The following is a 21,070-nucleotide window of genomic DNA, read 5'->3' as shown; positions in this document are numbered from 1 at the left end:
AATAACGAAATACTATAAAGAAATAAATAACAATAATTAAAAATCGTAATTTTATTTTCATACTTTACTAATTTTTATTAAATTCACCTAACTAATTAACAAAATATCATGAAAAAATTAAACGTAAGCCTTGCCGTATGCTTTTTTACCTTTGCATTTGCAGGTACTTTACAAGCACAAGACACCAATACTGACAATCACACCATTACAATTTCTATCCCTGAAGTTGCATTAGTAGACATTGAACCTGCTGCGACAAAGAATATCACTTTGGGATTTACAGCACCTACAGAAGCCGGAAATCCTGTTACCGCGAGTGCTTCTAACAATACACTATGGCTGAATTATTCATCGATCAAATCTGTAGCAGATCCTACCCGTAATGTATCTGTAAAGGTAAATGCCCTTATTCCCGGAATTGACATTCACGTAACGGCCGCAGCTGCTACCGGAAGTGGTGGCGGAACATTAGGAACACCGGCCGCCCAGATTACTTTGAGTGCTGCGGACCAAACCATCATTTCAGGGATCGGAAGTGCTTTTACAGGAAACGGAGCCAATAACGGACACAATCTTACCTATGCTCTGGCAGCAGGAAGCGGACCTGGAGGAGTAGCTGTGTATGCGGATTTACAGGCAACAGCGACTACGGTAGCTACAGTGACGTATACGATTTCAGACAACTAGTACCGTCTCAGTTTTACAACAAAACAAGAAGAAACCTCCCGTAAGTTTCTTCGAGGTTTCATATTGCCCATGATTTAATTCCAAACTTTACATGATGATGATGATAAAGCGTGTTCTCTTTTTGATGTTTTTGATGCTGCAGTTAAGCTTCCTACATGCAGGTATTGTCGTACTCAACGGTCTTACCCATAACTACAAAGTAGAAAACGGCAAGGTGTACAAAGGAAAAATTGCTATTGAAAATACCGGTAGCAAGCCGCAAAACGTAAAAATATTTTTACAGGACTTTGCTTACCTCGCAGATGGTTCTATAAGTTATACATCCATTCGCACCAATAACAGAACCAATGGTGACTGGATCAAACTTAATACGAACCTGATTACCCTCAAGGGAAAGGAAAAAACTGAAGTATTCTACGAAATTTCAGTTCCCGATCAGTCTGTAAATCCCGGAAGTTATTGGAGTGTAATCATTGTTGAACCTGTTGAAGATATAAAACCCAGTGACGATAAAGCTGGCGTCAACATCACCTCTGTAGTGCGCTATGCAATTCAGGTCATTACTGATTATGAAACAGAAAAAGCTAAACCAGATCTTAAATTTGAAAGTGTAAAAATTGAAAAAGAAGAGGGAAAACAGATCGCTAAGATAGCGATTGCCAATCATGGCAATCTGTACTGTAAACCCACAGCGTCTATAGAAATCTACAACCGGAAAACCGGGGAGAAACTCGGAAGTTACACGAGCACTGCAATGGGATTGTTACCACAGACCTCCAAATCATTTCATATTGATATCAGCAAAGTTCCGCCAGCTCAATACAAAGCTGTCATCATAGCTACCGATGAAGACGAAAATGCCTTTGCGCTCAATGTGGAATTAGAAGTAAAGAATGATTAAAACTTGGATTTTATATATTGTCCTATTATCACTATTCCCGGTACTTATTTTTTCACAGCAGCAGCCAGGTCAATTGGCCAGTAAAAAAGATAGTCTAATGCCGGGAATGTCTACTTCTATTTCTTTTTCACTAGAAAACCCTTCAGCAGAGGACAAGATATATGATGTTACAATTACTGCATCAAGTTCATTTGTCAAACCTATTTTAGCAAAAGCAGAATTTAAGATAGCTGCGCAAGAAAAAACAGTTTATATCGTTCCGATCCGTATTGCTGCAGAAACATCGCAAGGTGTTTATTCTGTCATCCTTCATGGAAGAGATCGGTCTGACGGAAGTCGTTTTATAAAAACTTCGCAGATCACGATTTCCGGAAGCAGGAAACTTAGTCTCACTGCATTAGATTCACCGGAGTTTATAAGAGCTGGGGAAACAATCCGGGCATCGTTTCTTTTAAAAAATAATGGGAATGTTACCGAAAAACTGATTGTAGAGAGTAAGAATGCGGTTGTAGATCAAGAGACTTCTATCACATTGACCCCGAACGAATCAAAGGTAATAGGTATTTATAAAGTTACTAATGCTGAACTTGGACAAAATGAATTTCAAAATCTTAATCTATCTGTTTATTCACCGGACAATCCAAAAGAGAATTACACGGCCTATATAAGTACTAAAGTTATTTCGGTAAAACCTGTGGAAGACGATATCTATCACAGGCTTCCGGTTTCAGCTTCCATCTCGTTTATAGGAATGCAAAATAGGGGAATCTACCAGAATGGATTTCAGGGAGAGATATATGGTAAGGGAACTCTGGACAAGGAGAATAAAAACCAGATCGAATTCCATGCGGTATCAGCTAATCCGGTTGAATTCAACTCATTTACGCAGTATGAAGAGTATTTTATTAATTATAAAAGAGATAATGTCTTCGTGCATCTGGGTGATAAAACGTATTCGGCTTCTTACCTCACTGAATTTGCAAGATATGGCCGGGGTGCAGAAGTTCGTTACGATTTCAAAAGGTTCAGCGTAGGTGGATTCTATAACCATCCGCGTTTTTTCCGGGATATTAAAGATGAGTTTAATGTATATTCAACATTCAAAATCCGTAAAGAGTCAGAGATTACAGCCGGATATCTTTATAAAACACCAAGAACCGGGGAAATGAATTTCGGAAATATAAGATTGGACTCTGAAGCTCACCTTCCCTACACTACGGGAAAATTCAAGATCTCAAAAAATATCGTCGTTTCCGGAGAGGCTGCTTACAGTAAGACCGAACAGATGGAAGGTACAGCTTATATGGCACAGGCTCAAGCTACTTTTGAGAGATTTAACGGAAATCTTATGTATATGAGAGCGAGTCCCAAATTTGCAGGCTATTTTACGAATACAAGCACATTTAACGGAAATATTCAATACAAAATTTCTAAAAAGCTGAATGTATTTGGAAATTACACCCAGGATGCCAGAAATTTTCAGAGGGATACGCTATTCTATGCTGCGCCCTATAGAAGATTTCTGCAATATGGCATACAGTACAAGTATATTTCCACGGGTTTAATTACCTTATACAATGGCTTTCAAAAATACCAGGACCGTCTGGAGCCGAAACAGTTCGATTATTATGAGCAGTATTTTAAAGTGAGTGTCGATCAGCAGATAGGGCAGTTTCTTGTTAATGTACAGGGACAATTTGGAAAAACCAATAATTACCTGAGCGGATTTAATGGCAATTCGAGTTTCTATACCACCAATATATCTTTTGAAAAATTTAAAACTTCTTTCAGCATTTATGCAAGCTACGCTATTACTTCAAGGTACCAAATGCAGAATGAAAAGCAGGTTTATTATGGGGCTAGGATCTTCAGCAGGTTTTCTGACAAGACAAGCCTGAGTTTATTTTATCAGAATAATTATATGCCTGAGGAATATTTCAGGGATCGCAATCTATTTGAAGTGCTATATCATCAACAGTTATTTCGAGGCAGTGAACTGGATGTTTCTGGCAGATACTCATTGCAACGTGGTGAGCTGGGCAATAAAGATTTCATATTTTCATTACGCTATACGCTTCGCCTTAATGTACCTGTCCAGAAAACAGCAGAATACACTTCCCTATCAGGAAACATCAGTAATCTGGGCGTAAAAAAAACAGAAGGGATTAAACTCATGCTCGGAAATCATTTATCTATTACAGACAAAGACGGAAATTATCAATTCAAAAATGTTGTTCCGGGAGAATATTTTCTTGAAATAGACCGATCCACCGCTGATATTAATGATATAACAAATGTTTCTTTACCGGCCACTTTACATCTAGATGCTAAAGAGAATATTTTCAATTTTGGATTAACTACGGCATCAACAATCAAGGGAAATATCCATCTTTCTGAAAATGATGGCAAAGACGAATACAGTTTCGCTCAATATCAGCCTACAAAAGAAAAGAACAAAAGACAAAGTATCATTGTAGAAGCTTCCAATGGTGAGCAGACCTACAGAAAAATTGCATTTATCGGAGAAAACTTTGACTTCACTTATCTGCGTCCCGGAGAATGGAAAGTTAAGCTTTACAGAAATGGTTTAGACAAGAGGTATAAAATAGCTGCAGACTCTTTTCATTACAGCCTTAAACCGTCACAAACCCAGAACATATCCATTCATATTGTAAAACAGCAGAGTGAAATTAAATACCAGCAGGAAATGATCAAAGTAGGGTACAACGATGTAAAAAAGAAAAAATGAAACTGAAAGAAAATATAATTTATCTAATTTTTTGCCTGATGTCATGCACGGTATTCTCCCAAAGTACTATTGCCTTGACCCTACCCGTTGTCACTTTATTAGATATTGAACCCACAGGCACTTTTACTCTAAATTTTACAGCACCTACTGAAGCTGGCCAAGCTTTGACAGCTCCAGCTGCCAATACCACAAAATGGATCAATTATACTTCAGCAATTGCTTCGGGAGGACTTACCAGAAGAATTACAGCTTCGATCAATCAGCTTGTTCCTGGTATCAGCATAAGAGTGCAGGCTGCTGCTGCGTCGGGATCTGGTGGTGGCACATTAGGAACATCCGCCGGGCAGGTTACTCTTTCTACCACAGCTACAAATATTATTACAGGCATTGGCGGTGCATTTACCGGAAATGGAGCTAATAATGGTCACAGACTAACAATCAGCGTTGCAGTGAACACTTATGCCAATCTTTCAGCGCTAACTAACTCACCTATTGTTATCACCTACACTATTACCGAATAAATGAAAAGAGAAACCCAACATACTCACTTTACTACTATTCAATATAAAAGATCTTCTATACAGTATATCGTTCTTATTATTGTATTGATATTCAGCTTTCAGAGCAAAGCTCAAACCGTAACGGTTCCGGTTACCAACTGGAACGCCAGCATTCCGGCTATTACAGAAGCAGGAAATAATTATGACGGGACCTATGCAAGTCCCACTAACCAGGCTAGTATTAACGTGGGCCTACCGGCACTGCTTGGAAGTGTAAAAGTATATGTGCACTATGAAGCAAATCCTACATGGAACAGTGCTCTGGTTTTATCAGCCAAACGAACCAGCAACGGCTCTACCTTATGTGTAGGCTGTAGTATATCTGGAGGAACTGCTTATATCACGGTACCTTTAACAGCTGTCGAATTATTCCGAATATCAACTGTATTATCAGTTACTTCTTATACCGGGATTAATATACAGTACCAGGTAAGCGGAGTATCGGTAACGATTCCGGCAGCGACATATAATAGCAGGATCGTTTTTACGGTAAGTAACTAATTGTTCCGCGATAGATAGATAGATAGATAGATAGATAGATAGATAGATATCCCGGCTATTCGCGCTTATTGCTTATCAAAGATAAATGATAAATGATAAATGATTTGTGGCGGTGGTCTATTCCCTCTCTTATCTCTTATCTCTTATCTCTTATCTCTTATCTCTTATCTCTTATCTCTTATCTCTTATCTCTTATCTCTTATCTCTTATCTCTTATCTCTTGTCTATTATCTCTTGTCTATTATCTTTTCTCTTTGGGGTATATCACAAAAAAAAAGTCTCATACAAATAAATGTATGAGACTTTTAAATAAAAACTGGCGGCGGCCTACTCTCCCGCTTTCGCAGTACCATCGGCGCTGGTGGGCTTAACTTCTGTGTTCGGAATGGGAACAGGTGAGCCCCACCGCTAAAACCACCCTAAAGGCTTTATATAAGACGTGAGATTTGTAGACCTGAGACTCGAGACTTTATGTCTCTTATCTACTATCTTTATATCTCTTGTCTGGTTTATCGATAAAAACACTCACAAAGACAAAACCTTTACTGCGCATATAAAACTTGTTATACAGTAACCATAGGCTATAAATCTACGGGTAATTAGTACTACTCGGCTATGACATTACTGCCTTTACACCTATAGCCTATCAACGTCGTCATCTCCAACGACCCTTAAAAGATGTCTCATCTTGAGGCGAGTTTCGCACTTATATGCTTTCAGTGCTTATCTCTTCCAAACGTAGCTACTCAGCGGTGCTCCTGGCGGAACAACTGATACACCAGAGGTTTGTTCAATTCGGTCCTCTCGTACTAGAATCAAGCCCTCTCAAACATCTAACGCCCGCAATAGATAGAGACCGAACTGTCTCACGACGTTCTGAACCCAGCTCGCGTGCCACTTTAATGGGCGAACAGCCCAACCCTTGGGACCTTCTCCAGCCCCAGGATGTGACGAGCCGACATCGAGGTGCCGAACCTCCCCGTCGATGTGAGCTCTTGGGGGAGACTAGCCTGTTATCCCCGGAGTACCTTTTATCCTATGAGCGATGGCCCTTCCATACGGAACCACCGGATCACTATGTCCTGCTTTCGCACCTGATCGACTTGTTGGTCTCACAGTCAAGCACCCTTATGCCATTACACTCTACGCACGGTTACCAAGCGTGCTGAGGGTACCTTTGAAAGCCTCCGTTACTCTTTTGGAGGCGACCACCCCAGTCAAACTACCCACCACGCAATGTCCTTCTAAAAGAAGTTAGGCTCCAAGTAAGTAAAGGGTGGTATTTCAACGTTGGCTCCACGAACACTAGCGTGCCCGCTTCAAAGCCTCCCACCTATCCTACACATTACTTACTCAAAGTCAATACGAAGTTATAGTAAAGGTTCACAGGGTCTTTTCGTCCCATTGCGGGTACTCGGCATCTTCACCGAGACTACAATTTCACAGAGCTCATGGTTGAGACAGTGCCCAGATCGTTACACCATTCGTGCAGGTCGGAACTTACCCGACAAGGAATTTCGCTACCTTAGGACCGTTATAGTTACGGCCGCCGTTTACTGGGGCTTCAGTCAAACGCTTCGCTTACGCTAACGCCCTTCCTTAACCTTCCAGCACCGGGCAGGTGTCAGACCCTATACTGCATCTTTCGATTTTGCAGAGTCCTGTGTTTTTGATAAACAGTCGCCTGGGCCTTTTTACTGCGGCCACCATTGCTGATGGCGTCTCTTCTCCCGAAGTTACGAGACTATTTTGCCTAGTTCCTTAACCATGATTCACTCTAGCACCTTAGGATTCTCTCCTCGACTACCTGTGTCGGTTTTGGTACGGGTTGCTTCACTTCGGCTTTTCTTGGAAGCACTTTCCCTACAACAACTTCGCCCGAAGGCTAGGTCTTGACTATTCCGTCAGTCTCCAGTAAGTACGGCACTCCGTCCCCTTTTTAGTGTGAGCAAGTATGGGAATATTAACCCATTGTCCATCCACTACCCCTTTCGGGTTCGCGTTAGGTCCCGACTAACCCTCAGCTGATTAGCATGGCTGAGGAAACCTTAGTCTTTCGGTGAGCGGGTTTCTCGCCCGCTTTATCGTTACTTATGCCTACATTTTCTTTTCTGTACGCTCCACAATACCTCACGATACTGCTTCGGTGCAAACAGAATGCTCTCCTACCAGATATACCCAAAAGGTATAAATCCATAGCTTCGGTACTCTATTTATGCCCGATTATTATCCATGCCGGACCGCTCGACTAGTGAGCTGTTACGCACTCTTTAAATGAATGGCTGCTTCCAAGCCAACATCCTAGCTGTCAATGCAGTCCAACCGCGTTGCTTCAACTTAATAGAGATTTGGGGACCTTAGCTGTTGGTCTGGGTTCTTTCCCTCTCGGACATGGACCTTAGCACCCATGCCCTCACTGCCGTAGAACATTTATTAGCATTCGGAGTTTGTCAGGAATTGGTAGGCGATGAAACCCCCGCATCCAATCAGTAGCTCTACCTCTAATAAACTTATATACGACGCTGCACCTAAATGCATTTCGGAGAGTACGAGCTATCTCCCAGTTTGATTGGCCTTTCACCCCTACCCACAGGTCATCCGAAGACTTTTCAACGTCAACCGGTTCGGTCCTCCACTCTGTGTTACCAGAGCTTCAACCTGCCCATGGGTAGATCACAAGGTTTCGCGTCTAATCCTGCTAACTAAGCGCCCTATTCAGACTCGCTTTCGCTCCGGCTCCGGACCTGAAGTCCTTAACCTCGCTAGCAAAATTAACTCGTAGGCTCATTATGCAAAAGGCACGCCGTCACCCAACTTGTGGGCTCCGACCGCTTGTAGGCGTACGGTTTCAGGTTCTATTTCACCCTTCTATTCGAAGTGCTTTTCACCTTTCCTTCACAGTACTTGTTCACTATCGGTCTTTCAGGAGTATTTAGCCTTGGAGGATGGTCCCCCCATATTCAGACAGGATTTCACGTGTCCCGCCCTACTCATTTATCATCAAAATATGCCTTTCATATACGGGGCTATCACCCTCTATGGCTGTTCTTTCCAGAACATTCTATTAAACATATAAAGACTTTTGGGCTAATCCGCTTTCGCTCGCCGCTACTTACGGAATCTCTTCGATTTCTTTTCCTCAGGGTACTTAGATGTTTCAGTTCTCCTGGTTTGCTCTCTAATTAATTAGAGTGACATGTCTTCAACATGCCGGGTTGCCCCATTCGGACATCTGCGGATCAATTCGTGTGTGCCAATCCCCGCAGCTTTTCGCAGCTTACCGCGTCCTTCTTCGCCTCTGAAAGCCTAGGCATCCGCCATACGCCCTTAACGATTTCTTTCCTATTTTTGGTTACTCAAGCGCTTATATGCGCTCGGTTTTTTCTTTGTGATATTTTTACCGTTAATGTCAATGATCTTAATGTCTTTTCTTCTGTCTGATGAACGAATATTGTTTTTTGGCTCTATCCGTAACTTTTAAATCAAACTTCCAAAACTGTGGAGAATAAGGGAGTCGAACCCTTGACCTCCTGCGTGCAAGGCAGGCGCTCTAGCCAGCTGAGCTAATTCCCCCTCTAGTAGACTAAGAGAGTCAAGATGCTAGATTAAAGATTTACATCTTGGCTCTTGCCTCTTTCATCTTCCCGTCTTATAATTAGTAGTCTCGGGCAGGCTCGAACTGCCGACCTCTACATTATCAGTGTAGCGCTCTAACCAGCTGAGCTACGAGACTGTCTTTTAGACTAACAGTCCTAGATCCTAGATACAAGACTTTTGCATTCGTCTTGGTTCTTGGCTCTCGGCTCTTGTATCTCTATCCCTATACTAATTTCTAGTGGGTTGTGTATTTTTATAATATATAGCAACCAAATAAAAAACTAAAGCTTTACTTTAAGCAGAATCAATGTACATTGCTGTACTAATTTTGTTTAACGTCTTTAAGACGCTCTAAAATGAGATGTTCCAGCCGCACCTTCCGGTACGGCTACCTTGTTACGACTTAGCCCTAGTTACCTGTTTTACCCTAGGCAGCTCCTGTTACGGTCACCGACTTCAGGTACCCCAGACTTCCATGGCTTGACGGGCGGTGTGTACAAGGCCCGGGAACGTATTCACCGCGCCATGGCTGATGCGCGATTACTAGCGATTCCAGCTTCATAGAGTCGAGTTGCAGACTCCAATCCGAACTGAGACCAGCTTTCGAGATTTGCATCACATCGCTGTGTAGCTGCCCTCTGTACTGGCCATTGTATTACGTGTGTGGCCCAAGGCGTAAGGGCCGTGATGATTTGACGTCATCCCCACCTTCCTCTCTACTTGCGTAGGCAGTCTCACTAGAGTCCCCAACTGAATGATGGCAACTAGTGACAGGGGTTGCGCTCGTTGCAGGACTTAACCTAACACCTCACGGCACGAGCTGACGACAACCATGCAGCACCTTGAAAATTGTCCGAAGAAAAGTCTATTTCTAAACCTGTCAATTCCCATTTAAGCCTTGGTAAGGTTCCTCGCGTATCATCGAATTAAACCACATAATCCACCGCTTGTGCGGGCCCCCGTCAATTCCTTTGAGTTTCATTCTTGCGAACGTACTCCCCAGGTGGCTAACTTATCACTTTCGCTTAGTCTCTGAATCCGAAAACCCAAAAACGAGTTAGCATCGTTTACGGCGTGGACTACCAGGGTATCTAATCCTGTTCGCTCCCCACGCTTTCGTCCATCAGCGTCAGTTGTTGCTTAGTAACCTGCCTTCGCAATTGGTGTTCTAAGTAATATCTATGCATTTCACCGCTACACTACTTATTCCAGCTACTTCAACAACACTCAAGACTTGCAGTATCAATGGCAGTTTCACAGTTGAGCTGTGAGATTTCACCACTGACTTACAAATCAGCCTACGGACCCTTTAAACCCAATAAATCCGGATAACGCTTGCACCCTCCGTATTACCGCGGCTGCTGGCACGGAGTTAGCCGGTGCTTATTCGTATAGTACCTTCAGCTACTCTCACGAGAGTAGGTTTATCCCTATACAAAAGAAGTTTACAACCCATAGGGCCGTCGTCCTTCACGCGGGATGGCTGGATCAGGCTCTCACCCATTGTCCAATATTCCTCACTGCTGCCTCCCGTAGGAGTCTGGTCCGTGTCTCAGTACCAGTGTGGGGGATCACCCTCTCAGGCCCCCTAAGGATCGTTGACTTGGTAGGCCGTTACCCTACCAACTATCTAATCCTGCGCGTGCCCATCTTTATCCACCGTAGTTTTCAATATCAAATGATGCCATATGATATATTATGGGGTATTAATCTTCCTTTCGAAAGGCTATCCCCCTGATAAAGGCAGGTTGCACACGTGTTCCGCACCCGTGCGCCGCTCTCAGTTTCCCGAAGGAAACCTACCGCTCGGCTTGCATGTGTTAGGCCTCCCGCTAGCGTTCATCCTGAGCCAGGATCAAACTCTCCATTGTATGTTTTTCCTGACCCACTCAAAGTTTTTTTTACGCTTTAGTTTTTTTCTTACTTGGTTGTATATTGTATGTCAATGATCTTTTTTCTTTCCGCAAAACATAGAGAAGCTTTTCTGTCGTTCTGTCCTCTATTTGCGGTTGCAAAAGTAATTATTTATTTCTAAATGACAAAATGTTTTCCAAAGAAAATTTGAAGTTTTTTAAGTAACCTTAACCTCTTGACAAACATCCGTCCTTACTGCTTCTGCGCTCCGTTTAACCGGACTGCAAAGATACTAAAATTTTTAAATCCCACAACTTTTATTTCTAAAAATTAATCAGATCATTTCCTAGCTCCTATAAAGCATTTTCATAAATAGTATCGCTTATCTAAAAGCTCTTCTGTGCTACTAATCAACTCTCGTTTTTCAGTGGGGCAAAGATAACAACTTATCACAACGCAAAACAAACTTATTTAACATAAAATTCATACAGCACTCATAATGGGGATAAGTACATCCATAAGATTTTGATTACTAATTATTTATTTAAATAGTGGACTTATCCACAAGGGACGCAGATCAATAATAAAAGGAAGGCAAGGCTAAGAGAATGGGATAAATGTAGACTGAGCAGTTTTTAAGAAGACGTAGATCCTGGGGTACAAAATATCATATCCCACGGATGACTGGGATCGCACAGATTTTTTTTAAGATGATCAACTAAAGCTTTAACCTACTTAATAGAGCAGCAAACGGTAAAGGTGAATGATCGGGGAATATTTTCTGTAGATTCAATAGATCAGGAAGATCTTTGAAAAAAGTTATATAACAAAAGGTATATGATTAAAGTTTTAACCGATTAGGTGGGTTTTGATTTAATGCTTTAAATCAAAATAAAGCTTAACAGAGCAAAAGTTAGTAAGCTATAAAAGGTAAAGATGAATGGTTATGGAATATTTAATGCAGATTGAATAGATCATGGAGATCTTTTAAAAAAATTAGATAACTAAAGCTTTAGGATCCTGGAAAGGGTTTTAAAAACTAATATATAAATCCTGAACTGGGTACAATTTAAATAGAGAACAGCAAGGCTGATTATTTGAAGAATTTTATAAAGATCAAACGATAAAGGATATTACAATAAAATGGAGCGTATCGCAAAAAGAGCAGTTGTATAACTTGATTACAAAAATAGTCCTTCTGAGTTGTATCCAATAGTAGCTTTGATTAAACGCCTTTCATCGATGTGTGTATATCGAGATTAACAAAAGTCAGCTATTATTCAATAATAGTAAGTATTAAGGATATTTAGTAGATACTTTGATCGTTACAATGAAGCGGATATTTTATAATTGTTCCGCGATAGATAGATAGATAGATAGATAGATAGATAGATAGATAGATAGATAGATAGCCAGGCGACACTATCCCACAAAGTGTGTAAGTTAAAAAGTTAGGCTTGGATTTTATAATCTGAGCCTTTTTTCAAAAATAAGGATAAATTGATTGAGAACAATGCCCCAATTTTGGATAGGCATCGTCCATTTTTTAGTAGCTTCTTTTAATGCCAGATACACTGATTTCATTACGGCATCATCGGTAGGAAAAGACATTTTGTTTTTGGTGTATTTTCGGATTTTTCCGTTTAGATTTTCAATTAAATTAGTTGTATAAATGATTTTTCGGATCTCTAAAGGAAAATCAAAAAATACAGTAAGTTCATCCCAATTGTTTCTCCAGGATTGGATAGCATAAGAATATTTACTTTCCCATTTATCTGCAAAATCATTGAGTGCTTGTTCAGCTGCTTGTTTTGTTGGAGCGGTGTAAATATGCTTCATATCGGCAGAGAATTCTTTTCTGTCCTTCCATACCACATATTTGCAGGCATTTCTGATCTGATGCACAACACAAATCTGGGTTTGAGATTCGGGAAAGACAGAGCGGATCGTCTGGGTAAATCCGTTTAAATTATCGGTGGCGGTGATGAGAATATCCTCCACACCACGGGCTTTTAAATCTGTGAGAACACTCATCCAGAATGCTGAGCTTTCATTTTTTCCAAGCCACATTCCCAATACTTCCTTTCTCCCGTCACGGCTTAATCCAACAGCCAGATAAACTGTTTTATTAATGACTTTGGAGTTTTCCCTTACTTTGAAAACAATCCTATCCATCCAGACAATGAGATACAAATCTTCAAGCGGGCGGTTCTGCCAACTTACTGCTTCACTTGCAACCGCATTGGTTATTCGTGATATGGTAGAAGTAGAAACCTCAAAATCATACATTTCACGGATTTGTTCCTCAATGTCTGATACGCTCATTCCTCTGGCATAGAATGAGATGATGATGTTTTCTAAACCATCGATAATGTTGTGCCTTTTGGGAACTAATGCGGGCTCAAAACTACCTTCTCTATCTCTGGGAACCTTAATCTCGGATTCCCCAAAAGACGATTTTATCTTTTTGGTTCCATGACCGTTTCGATAATTTCCATTAGTTGTTTTACCATGCTTTTCGTTATCCAGATGACTGTCCAGCTCTGCATCCAACATATGCTCCACGGCTTTTTTGTGCAGTTCTTTGAAGAAGGATGTTAAATCTTCCCCATTCTTAAAGGATTTGTAGAAATCCTTGTTGTTTAATAAATCTTCTTTGTCAATCATAACTATGTAATGTTAAAAATAATAAAAAGTTATTTCCGTAAAATTTTTTGAGCTCTAAGGGCTCAAAATTTTCCAGAATAACTTTTCAACTTACACAGTTAGTGAGACACTACCAACTAAAAATTCCCAATACATGACTATATAAGATCATAGATAGATAGATAGATAGATAGATAGATAGATATCCCGGCCATTTGCGCTTATTGTTTATAAAAGATAAATGATGAATGATTTGTGGCGGTGGTCTATTCCCTCTCTTATCTCTTATCTCTTATCTCTTATCTCTTGTCTATTATCTTTTCTCTTTGGGGTATATCACAAAAAAAAGTCTCATACAAATAAATGTATGAGACTTTTAAATAAAAACTGGCGGCGGCCTACTCTCCCGCTTTCGCAGTACCATCGGCGCTGGTGGGCTTAACTTCTGTGTTCGGAATGGGAACAGGTGAGCCCCACCGCTAAAACCACCCTAAAGGCTTTATATAAGACGTGAGATTTGTAGACCTGAGACTCGAGACTTTATGTCTCTTATCTACTATCTTTATATCTCTTGTCTGGTTTATCGATAAAAACACTCACAAAGACAAAACCTTTACTGCGCATATAAAACTTGTTATACAGTAACCATAGGCTATAAATCTACGGGTAATTAGTACTACTCGGCTATGACATTACTGCCTTTACACCTATAGCCTATCAACGTCGTCATCTCCAACGACCCTTAAAAGATGTCTCATCTTGAGGCGAGTTTCGCACTTATATGCTTTCAGTGCTTATCTCTTCCAAACGTAGCTACTCAGCGGTGCTCCTGGCGGAACAACTGATACACCAGAGGTTTGTTCAATTCGGTCCTCTCGTACTAGAATCAAGCCCTCTCAAACATCTAACGCCCGCAATAGATAGAGACCGAACTGTCTCACGACGTTCTGAACCCAGCTCGCGTGCCACTTTAATGGGCGAACAGCCCAACCCTTGGGACCTTCTCCAGCCCCAGGATGTGACGAGCCGACATCGAGGTGCCGAACCTCCCCGTCGATGTGAGCTCTTGGGGGAGACTAGCCTGTTATCCCCGGAGTACCTTTTATCCTATGAGCGATGGCCCTTCCATACGGAACCACCGGATCACTATGTCCTGCTTTCGCACCTGATCGACTTGTTGGTCTCACAGTCAAGCACCCTTATGCCATTACACTCTACGCACGGTTACCAAGCGTGCTGAGGGTACCTTTGAAAGCCTCCGTTACTCTTTTGGAGGCGACCACCCCAGTCAAACTACCCACCACGCAATGTCCTTCTAAAAGAAGTTAGGCTCCAAGTAAGTAAAGGGTGGTATTTCAACGTTGGCTCCACGAACACTAGCGTGCCCGCTTCAAAGCCTCCCACCTATCCTACACATTACTTACTCAAAGTCAATACGAAGTTATAGTAAAGGTTCACAGGGTCTTTTCGTCCCATTGCGGGTACTCGGCATCTTCACCGAGACTACAATTTCACAGAGCTCATGGTTGAGACAGTGCCCAGATCGTTACACCATTCGTGCAGGTCGGAACTTACCCGACAAGGAATTTCGCTACCTTAGGACCGTTATAGTTACGGCCGCCGTTTACTGGGGCTTCAGTCAAACGCTTCGCTTACGCTAACGCCCTTCCTTAACCTTCCAGCACCGGGCAGGTGTCAGACCCTATACTGCATCTTTCGATTTTGCAGAGTCCTGTGTTTTTGATAAACAGTCGCCTGGGCCTTTTTACTGCGGCCACCATTGCTGATGGCGTCTCTTCTCCCGAAGTTACGAGACTATTTTGCCTAGTTCCTTAACCATGATTCACTCTAGCACCTTAGGATTCTCTCCTCGACTACCTGTGTCGGTTTTGGTACGGGTTGCTTCACTTCGGCTTTTCTTGGAAGCACTTTCCCTACAACAACTTCGCCCGAAGGCTAGGTCTTGACTATTCCGTCAGTCTCCAGTAAGTACGGCACTCCGTCCCCTTTTTAGTGTGAGCAAGTATGGGAATATTAACCCATTGTCCATCCACTACCCCTTTCGGGTTCGCGTTAGGTCCCGACTAACCCTCAGCTGATTAGCATGGCTGAGGAAACCTTAGTCTTTCGGTGAGCGGGTTTCTCGCCCGCTTTATCGTTACTTATGCCTACATTTTCTTTTCTGTACGCTCCACAATACCTCACGATACTGCTTCGGTGCAAACAGAATGCTCTCCTACCAGATATACCCAAAAGGTATAAATCCATAGCTTCGGTACTCTATTTATGCCCGATTATTATCCATGCCGGACCGCTCGACTAGTGAGCTGTTACGCACTCTTTAAATGAATGGCTGCTTCCAAGCCAACATCCTAGCTGTCAATGCAGTCCAACCGCGTTGCTTCAACTTAATAGAGATTTGGGGACCTTAGCTGTTGGTCTGGGTTCTTTCCCTCTCGGACATGGACCTTAGCACCCATGCCCTCACTGCCGTAGAACATTTATTAGCATTCGGAGTTTGTCAGGAATTGGTAGGCGATGAAACCCCCGCATCCAATCAGTAGCTCTACCTCTAATAAACTTATATACGACGCTGCACCTAAATGCATTTCGGAGAGTACGAGCTATCTCCCAGTTTGATTGGCCTTTCACCCCTACCCACAGGTCATCCGAAGACTTTTCAACGTCAACCGGTTCGGTCCTCCACTCTGTGTTACCAGAGCTTCAACCTGCCCATGGGTAGATCACAAGGTTTCGCGTCTAATCCTGCTAACTAAGCGCCCTATTCAGACTCGCTTTCGCTCCGGCTCCGGACCTGAAGTCCTTAACCTCGCTAGCAAAATTAACTCGTAGGCTCATTATGCAAAAGGCACGCCGTCACCCAACTTGTGGGCTCCGACCGCTTGTAGGCGTACGGTTTCAGGTTCTATTTCACCCTTCTATTCGAAGTGCTTTTCACCTTTCCTTCACAGTACTTGTTCACTATCGGTCTTTCAGGAGTATTTAGCCTTGGAGGATGGTCCCCCCATATTCAGACAGGATTTCACGTGTCCCGCCCTACTCATTTATCATCAAAATATGCCTTTCATATACGGGGCTATCACCCTCTATGGCTGTTCTTTCCAGAACATTCTATTAAACATATAAAGACTTTTGGGCTAATCCGCTTTCGCTCGCCGCTACTTACGGAATCTCTTCGATTTCTTTTCCTCAGGGTACTTAGATGTTTCAGTTCTCCTGGTTTGCTCTCTAATTAATTAGAGTGACATGTCTTCAACATGCCGGGTTGCCCCATTCGGACATCTGCGGATCAATTCGTGTGTGCCAATCCCCGCAGCTTTTCGCAGCTTACCGCGTCCTTCTTCGCCTCTGAAAGCCTAGGCATCCGCCATACGCCCTTAACGATTTCTTTCCTATTTTTGGTTACTCAAGCGCTTATATGCGCTCGGTTTTTTCTTTGTGATATTTTTACCGTTAATGTCAATGATCTTAATGTCTTTTCTTCTGTCTGATGAACGAATATTGTTTTTTGGCTCTATCCGTAACTTTTAAATCAAACTTCCAAAACTGTGGAGAATAAGGGAGTCGAACCCTTGACCTCCTGCGTGCAAGGCAGGCGCTCTAGCCAGCTGAGCTAATTCCCCCTCTAGTAGACTAAGAGAGTCAAGATGCTAGATTAAAGATTTACATCTTGGCTCTTGCCTCTTTCATCTTCCCGTCTTATAATTAGTAGTCTCGGGCAGGCTCGAACTGCCGACCTCTACATTATCAGTGTAGCGCTCTAACCAGCTGAGCTACGAGACTGTCTTTTAGACTAACAGTCCTAGATCCTAGATACAAGACTTTTGCATTCGTCTTGGTTCTTGGCTCTCGGCTCTTGTATCTCTATCCCTATACTAATTTCTAGTGGGTTGTGTATTTTTATAATATATAGCAACCAAATAAAAAACTAAAGCTTTACTTTAAGCAGAATCAATGTACATTGCTGTACTAATTTTGTTTAACGTCTTTAAGACGCTCTAAAATGAGATGTTCCAGCCGCACCTTCCGGTACGGCTACCTTGTTACGACTTAGCCCTAGTTACCTGTTTTACCCTAGGCAGCTCCTGTTACGGTCACCGACTTCAGGTACCCCAGACTTCCATGGCTTGACGGGCGGTGTGTACAAGGCCCGGGAACGTATTCACCGCGCCATGGCTGATGCGCGATTACTAGCGATTCCAGCTTCATAGAGTCGAGTTGCAGACTCCAATCCGAACTGAGACCAGCTTTCGAGATTTGCATCACATCGCTGTGTAGCTGCCCTCTGTACTGGCCATTGTATTACGTGTGTGGCCCAAGGCGTAAGGGCCGTGATGATTTGACGTCATCCCCACCTTCCTCTCTACTTGCGTAGGCAGTCTCACTAGAGTCCCCAACTGAATGATGGCAACTAGTGACAGGGGTTGCGCTCGTTGCAGGACTTAACCTAACACCTCACGGCACGAGCTGACGACAACCATGCAGCACCTTGAAAATTGTCCGAAGAAAAGTCTATTTCTAAACCTGTCAATTCCCATTTAAGCCTTGGTAAGGTTCCTCGCGTATCATCGAATTAAACCACATAATCCACCGCTTGTGCGGGCCCCCGTCAATTCCTTTGAGTTTCATTCTTGCGAACGTACTCCCCAGGTGGCTAACTTATCACTTTCGCTTAGTCTCTGAATCCGAAAACCCAAAAACGAGTTAGCATCGTTTACGGCGTGGACTACCAGGGTATCTAATCCTGTTCGCTCCCCACGCTTTCGTCCATCAGCGTCAGTTGTTGCTTAGTAACCTGCCTTCGCAATTGGTGTTCTAAGTAATATCTATGCATTTCACCGCTACACTACTTATTCCAGCTACTTCAACAACACTCAAGACTTGCAGTATCAATGGCAGTTTCACAGTTGAGCTGTGAGATTTCACCACTGACTTACAAATCAGCCTACGGACCCTTTAAACCCAATAAATCCGGATAACGCTTGCACCCTCCGTATTACCGCGGCTGCTGGCACGGAGTTAGCCGGTGCTTATTCGTATAGTACCTTCAGCTACTCTCACGAGAGTAGGTTTATCCCTATACAAAAGAAGTTTACAACCCATAGGGCCGTCGTCCTTCACGCGGGATGGCTGGATCAGGCTCTCACCCATTGTCCAATATTCCTCACTGCTGCCTCCCGTAGGAGTCTGGTCCGTGTCTCAGTACCAGTGTGGGGGATCACCCTCTCAGGCCCCCTAAGGATCGTTGACTTGGTAGGCCGTTACCCTACCAACTATCTAATCCTGCGCGTGCCCATCTTTATCCACCGTAGTTTTCAATATCAAATGATGCCATATGATATATTATGGGGTATTAATCTTCCTTTCGAAAGGCTATCCCCCTGATAAAGGCAGGTTGCACACGTGTTCCGCACCCGTGCGCCGCTCTCAGTTTCCCGAAGGAAACCTACCGCTCGGCTTGCATGTGTTAGGCCTCCCGCTAGCGTTCATCCTGAGCCAGGATCAAACTCTCCATTGTATGTTTTTCCTGACCCACTCAAAGTTTTTTTTTACGCTTTAGTTTTTTTCTTACTTGGTTGTATATTGTATGTCAATGATCTTTTTTCTTTCCGCAAAACATAGAGAAGCTTTTCTGTCGTTCTGTCCTCTATTTGCGGTTGCAAAAGTAATTATTTATTTCTAAATGACAAAATGTTTTCCAAAGAAAATTTGAAGTTTTTTAAGTAACCTTAACTCCCTGACAAACATCCGTCCTTACTGCTTCTGCGCTCCGTTTAACCGGACTGCAAAGATACTAAAATTTTTAAATCCCACAACTTTTATTTCTAAAAATTAATCAGATCATTTCCTAGCTCCTATAAAGCATTTTCATAAATAGTATCGCTTACCTAAAAGCTCTTCTGTGCTACTAATCAACTCTCGTTTTTCAGTGGGGCAAAGATAACAACTTATCACAACGCAAAACAAACTTATTTAACATAAAATTCATACAGCACTCATAATGGGGATAAGTACATCCGTAAGATTTTGATTACTAATTATTTATTTAAATAGTGGACTTATCCACAAGGGACATAGATCAATAATAAAAGGTAGGCAAGGCTAAGAGAATGGGATAAATGTAGACTGAGTAGTTTTTAAGAAGACGTAGATCCTGGGGTACAAAATATCATATCCCACGGATGACTGGGATCGCACAGATTTTTTTTAAGGTGATCAACTAAAGCTTTAACCTACTTAATAGAGCAGCAAACGGTAAAGGTGAATGATCGGGGAATATTTTCTGTAGATTCAATAGATCAGGAAGATCTTTGAAAAAAGTTATATAACAAAAGGTATATGATTAAAGTTTTAACCGATTAGGTGGGTTTTGATTTAATGCTTTAAATCAAAATAAAGCTTAACAGAGCAAAAGTTAGTAAGCTATAAAAGGTAAAGATGAATGGTTATGGAATATTTAATGCAGATTGAATAGATCATGGAGATCTTTTAAAAAAATTAGATAACTAAAGCTTTAGGATCCTGGAAAGGGTTTTAAAAACTAATATATAAATCCTGAACTGGGTACAATTTAAATAGAGAACAGCAAGGCTGATTATTTGAAGAATTTTATAAAGATCAAACGATAAAGGATATTACAATAAAATGGAGCGTATCGCAAAAAGAGCAGTTGTATAACTTGATTACAAAAATAGTCCTTCTGAGTTGTATCCAATAGTAGCTTTGATTAAACGCCTTTCATCGATGTGTGTATATCGAGATTAACAAAAGTCAGCTATTATTCAATAATAGTAAGTATTAAGGATATTTAGTAGATACTTTGATCGTTACAATGAAGCGGATATTTTATAATTGTTCCGCGATAGATAGATAGATAGATAGATAGATAGCCAGGCGACACTATCCCACAAAGTGTGTAAGTTAAAAAGTTAGGCTTGGATTTTATAATCTGAGCCTTTTTTCAAAAATAAGGATAAATTGGTTGAGAACAATGCCCCAATTTTGGATAGGCATCGTCCATTTTTTAGTAGCTTCTTTTAATGCCAGATACACTGATTTCATTACGGCATCATCGGTAGGAAAAGACATTTTATTTTTGGTGTATTTTCGGATTTTTCCGTTTAGATTTTCAATTAAATTAGTTGTATAAATGATTTTTCGGATCTCTAAAGGAAAATCAAAAAGGTAGTGTCTCACTACCATGATAAATGATGAATGATTTGTGGCGGTGGTCTATTCCCTCTCTTATCTCTTATCTCTTATCTCTTATCTCTTGTCTATTATCTTTTCTCTTTGGGGTATATCACAAAAAAAAGTCTCATACAAATAAATGTATGAGACTTTTAAATAAAAACTGGCGGCGGCCTACTCTCCCGCTTTCGCAGTACCATCGGCGCTGGTGGGCTTAACTTCTGTGTTCGGAATGGGAACAGGTGAGCCCCACCGCTAAAACCACCCTAAAGGCTTTATATAAGACGTGAGATTTGTAGACCTGAGACTCGAGACTTTATGTCTCTTATCTACTATCTTTATATCTCTTGTCTGGTTTATCGA

6 protein-coding genes, 4 tRNA genes, 7 rRNA genes and 1 pseudogene are annotated in these 21,070 nt (G+C 41.8%); 5 read left to right on the top strand and 13 right to left on the bottom strand.

Going from position 1 to position 21,070, the window contains the following annotated elements:
• Positions 1 to 108 precede the first annotated feature (108 nt).
• The 5 genes from EG346_RS08475 to EG346_RS08455 all read left to right on the top strand — a co-directional run bounded on the left by EG346_RS08475 (position 109) and on the right by EG346_RS08455 (position 5,398).
• Positions 109 to 687: a hypothetical protein gene (locus EG346_RS08475; RefSeq protein ID WP_123877992.1), complete on the top strand. Its 579-nt coding sequence runs from the start codon at positions 109 to 111 to the stop codon at positions 685 to 687.
• Positions 688 to 820: 133 nt separating this feature from the next.
• Complete coding sequence (locus tag EG346_RS08470) at positions 821 to 1,588, top strand: WxL protein host-binding domain-containing protein (RefSeq protein WP_228425754.1); 768 nt, start codon at positions 821 to 823, stop codon at positions 1,586 to 1,588.
• Positions 1,581 to 4,337, top strand: a complete 2,757-nt coding sequence (locus EG346_RS08465; RefSeq protein WP_123877990.1) for a COG1470 family protein — start codon at positions 1,581 to 1,583, stop codon at positions 4,335 to 4,337. Before EG346_RS08470 ends, EG346_RS08465 begins: the two co-directional genes overlap by 8 nt.
• 38 nt (positions 4,338 to 4,375) lie before the next feature.
• On the top strand, positions 4,376 to 4,858 hold the full coding sequence (locus EG346_RS08460; RefSeq protein WP_228423605.1) for a hypothetical protein: 483 nt from the start codon (positions 4,376 to 4,378) through the stop codon (positions 4,856 to 4,858).
• Positions 4,859 to 5,398 (top strand): hypothetical protein, encoded by a 540-nt coding sequence (locus tag EG346_RS08455; protein WP_083563897.1) that lies wholly within the window; start codon positions 4,859 to 4,861, stop codon positions 5,396 to 5,398.
• A 314-nt stretch (positions 5,399 to 5,712) separates the two neighbouring features.
• Here the strand turns inward: EG346_RS08455 and rrf (EG346_RS08445) are convergent.
• From rrf (EG346_RS08445) to rrf (EG346_RS08385), 13 genes and pseudogenes are all read right to left on the bottom strand, one after another.
• Positions 5,713 to 5,820 (bottom strand): 5S ribosomal RNA (gene rrf, locus EG346_RS08445).
• Between the two features lie 157 nt (positions 5,821 to 5,977).
• Positions 5,978 to 8,739 (bottom strand): 23S ribosomal RNA (locus EG346_RS08440).
• Between the two features lie 158 nt (positions 8,740 to 8,897).
• Positions 8,898 to 8,971: transfer RNA gene (locus EG346_RS08435), tRNA-Ala, on the bottom strand.
• Positions 8,972 to 9,057: 86 nt separating this feature from the next.
• A tRNA-Ile gene (locus EG346_RS08430) sits at positions 9,058 to 9,131 on the bottom strand.
• A gap of 218 nt (positions 9,132 to 9,349) precedes the next feature.
• Positions 9,350 to 10,866: ribosomal RNA gene (locus EG346_RS08425) — 16S ribosomal RNA — on the bottom strand.
• Together the 16S, 23S and 5S rRNA genes with 2 tRNA genes alongside form the textbook arrangement of a ribosomal RNA operon.
• 1,447 nt (positions 10,867 to 12,313) lie before the next feature.
• Positions 12,314 to 13,516: an IS256 family transposase gene (locus tag EG346_RS08420; protein ID WP_123877986.1), complete on the bottom strand. Its 1,203-nt coding sequence runs from the start codon at positions 13,514 to 13,516 to the stop codon at positions 12,314 to 12,316.
• 364 nt (positions 13,517 to 13,880) lie between these two features.
• Positions 13,881 to 13,988, bottom strand: a 5S ribosomal RNA gene (rrf, locus tag EG346_RS08415).
• A 157-nt stretch (positions 13,989 to 14,145) separates the two neighbouring features.
• Positions 14,146 to 16,907, bottom strand: a 23S ribosomal RNA gene (locus tag EG346_RS08410).
• 158 nt (positions 16,908 to 17,065) lie between these two features.
• A tRNA-Ala gene (locus EG346_RS08405) sits at positions 17,066 to 17,139 on the bottom strand.
• 86 nt (positions 17,140 to 17,225) lie between these two features.
• A tRNA-Ile gene (locus EG346_RS08400) sits at positions 17,226 to 17,299 on the bottom strand.
• A gap of 218 nt (positions 17,300 to 17,517) precedes the next feature.
• Positions 17,518 to 19,034 (bottom strand): 16S ribosomal RNA (locus tag EG346_RS08395).
• A 1,424-nt stretch (positions 19,035 to 20,458) separates the two neighbouring features.
• Positions 20,459 to 20,698, bottom strand: a pseudogene (locus EG346_RS08390) (transposase); the annotation flags it as partial.
• Positions 20,699 to 20,868: 170 nt separating this feature from the next.
• Positions 20,869 to 20,976 (bottom strand): 5S ribosomal RNA (rrf, locus tag EG346_RS08385).
• Positions 20,977 to 21,070 lie beyond the last annotated feature (94 nt).

Source organism: Chryseobacterium carnipullorum, assembly GCF_003815695.1.
GTDB lineage: Bacteria > Bacteroidota > Bacteroidia > Flavobacteriales > Weeksellaceae > Chryseobacterium > Chryseobacterium carnipullorum.
Note: the sequence above shows the minus strand (reverse complement) of the source record. Positions and strands in the feature narration are given on the sequence as shown.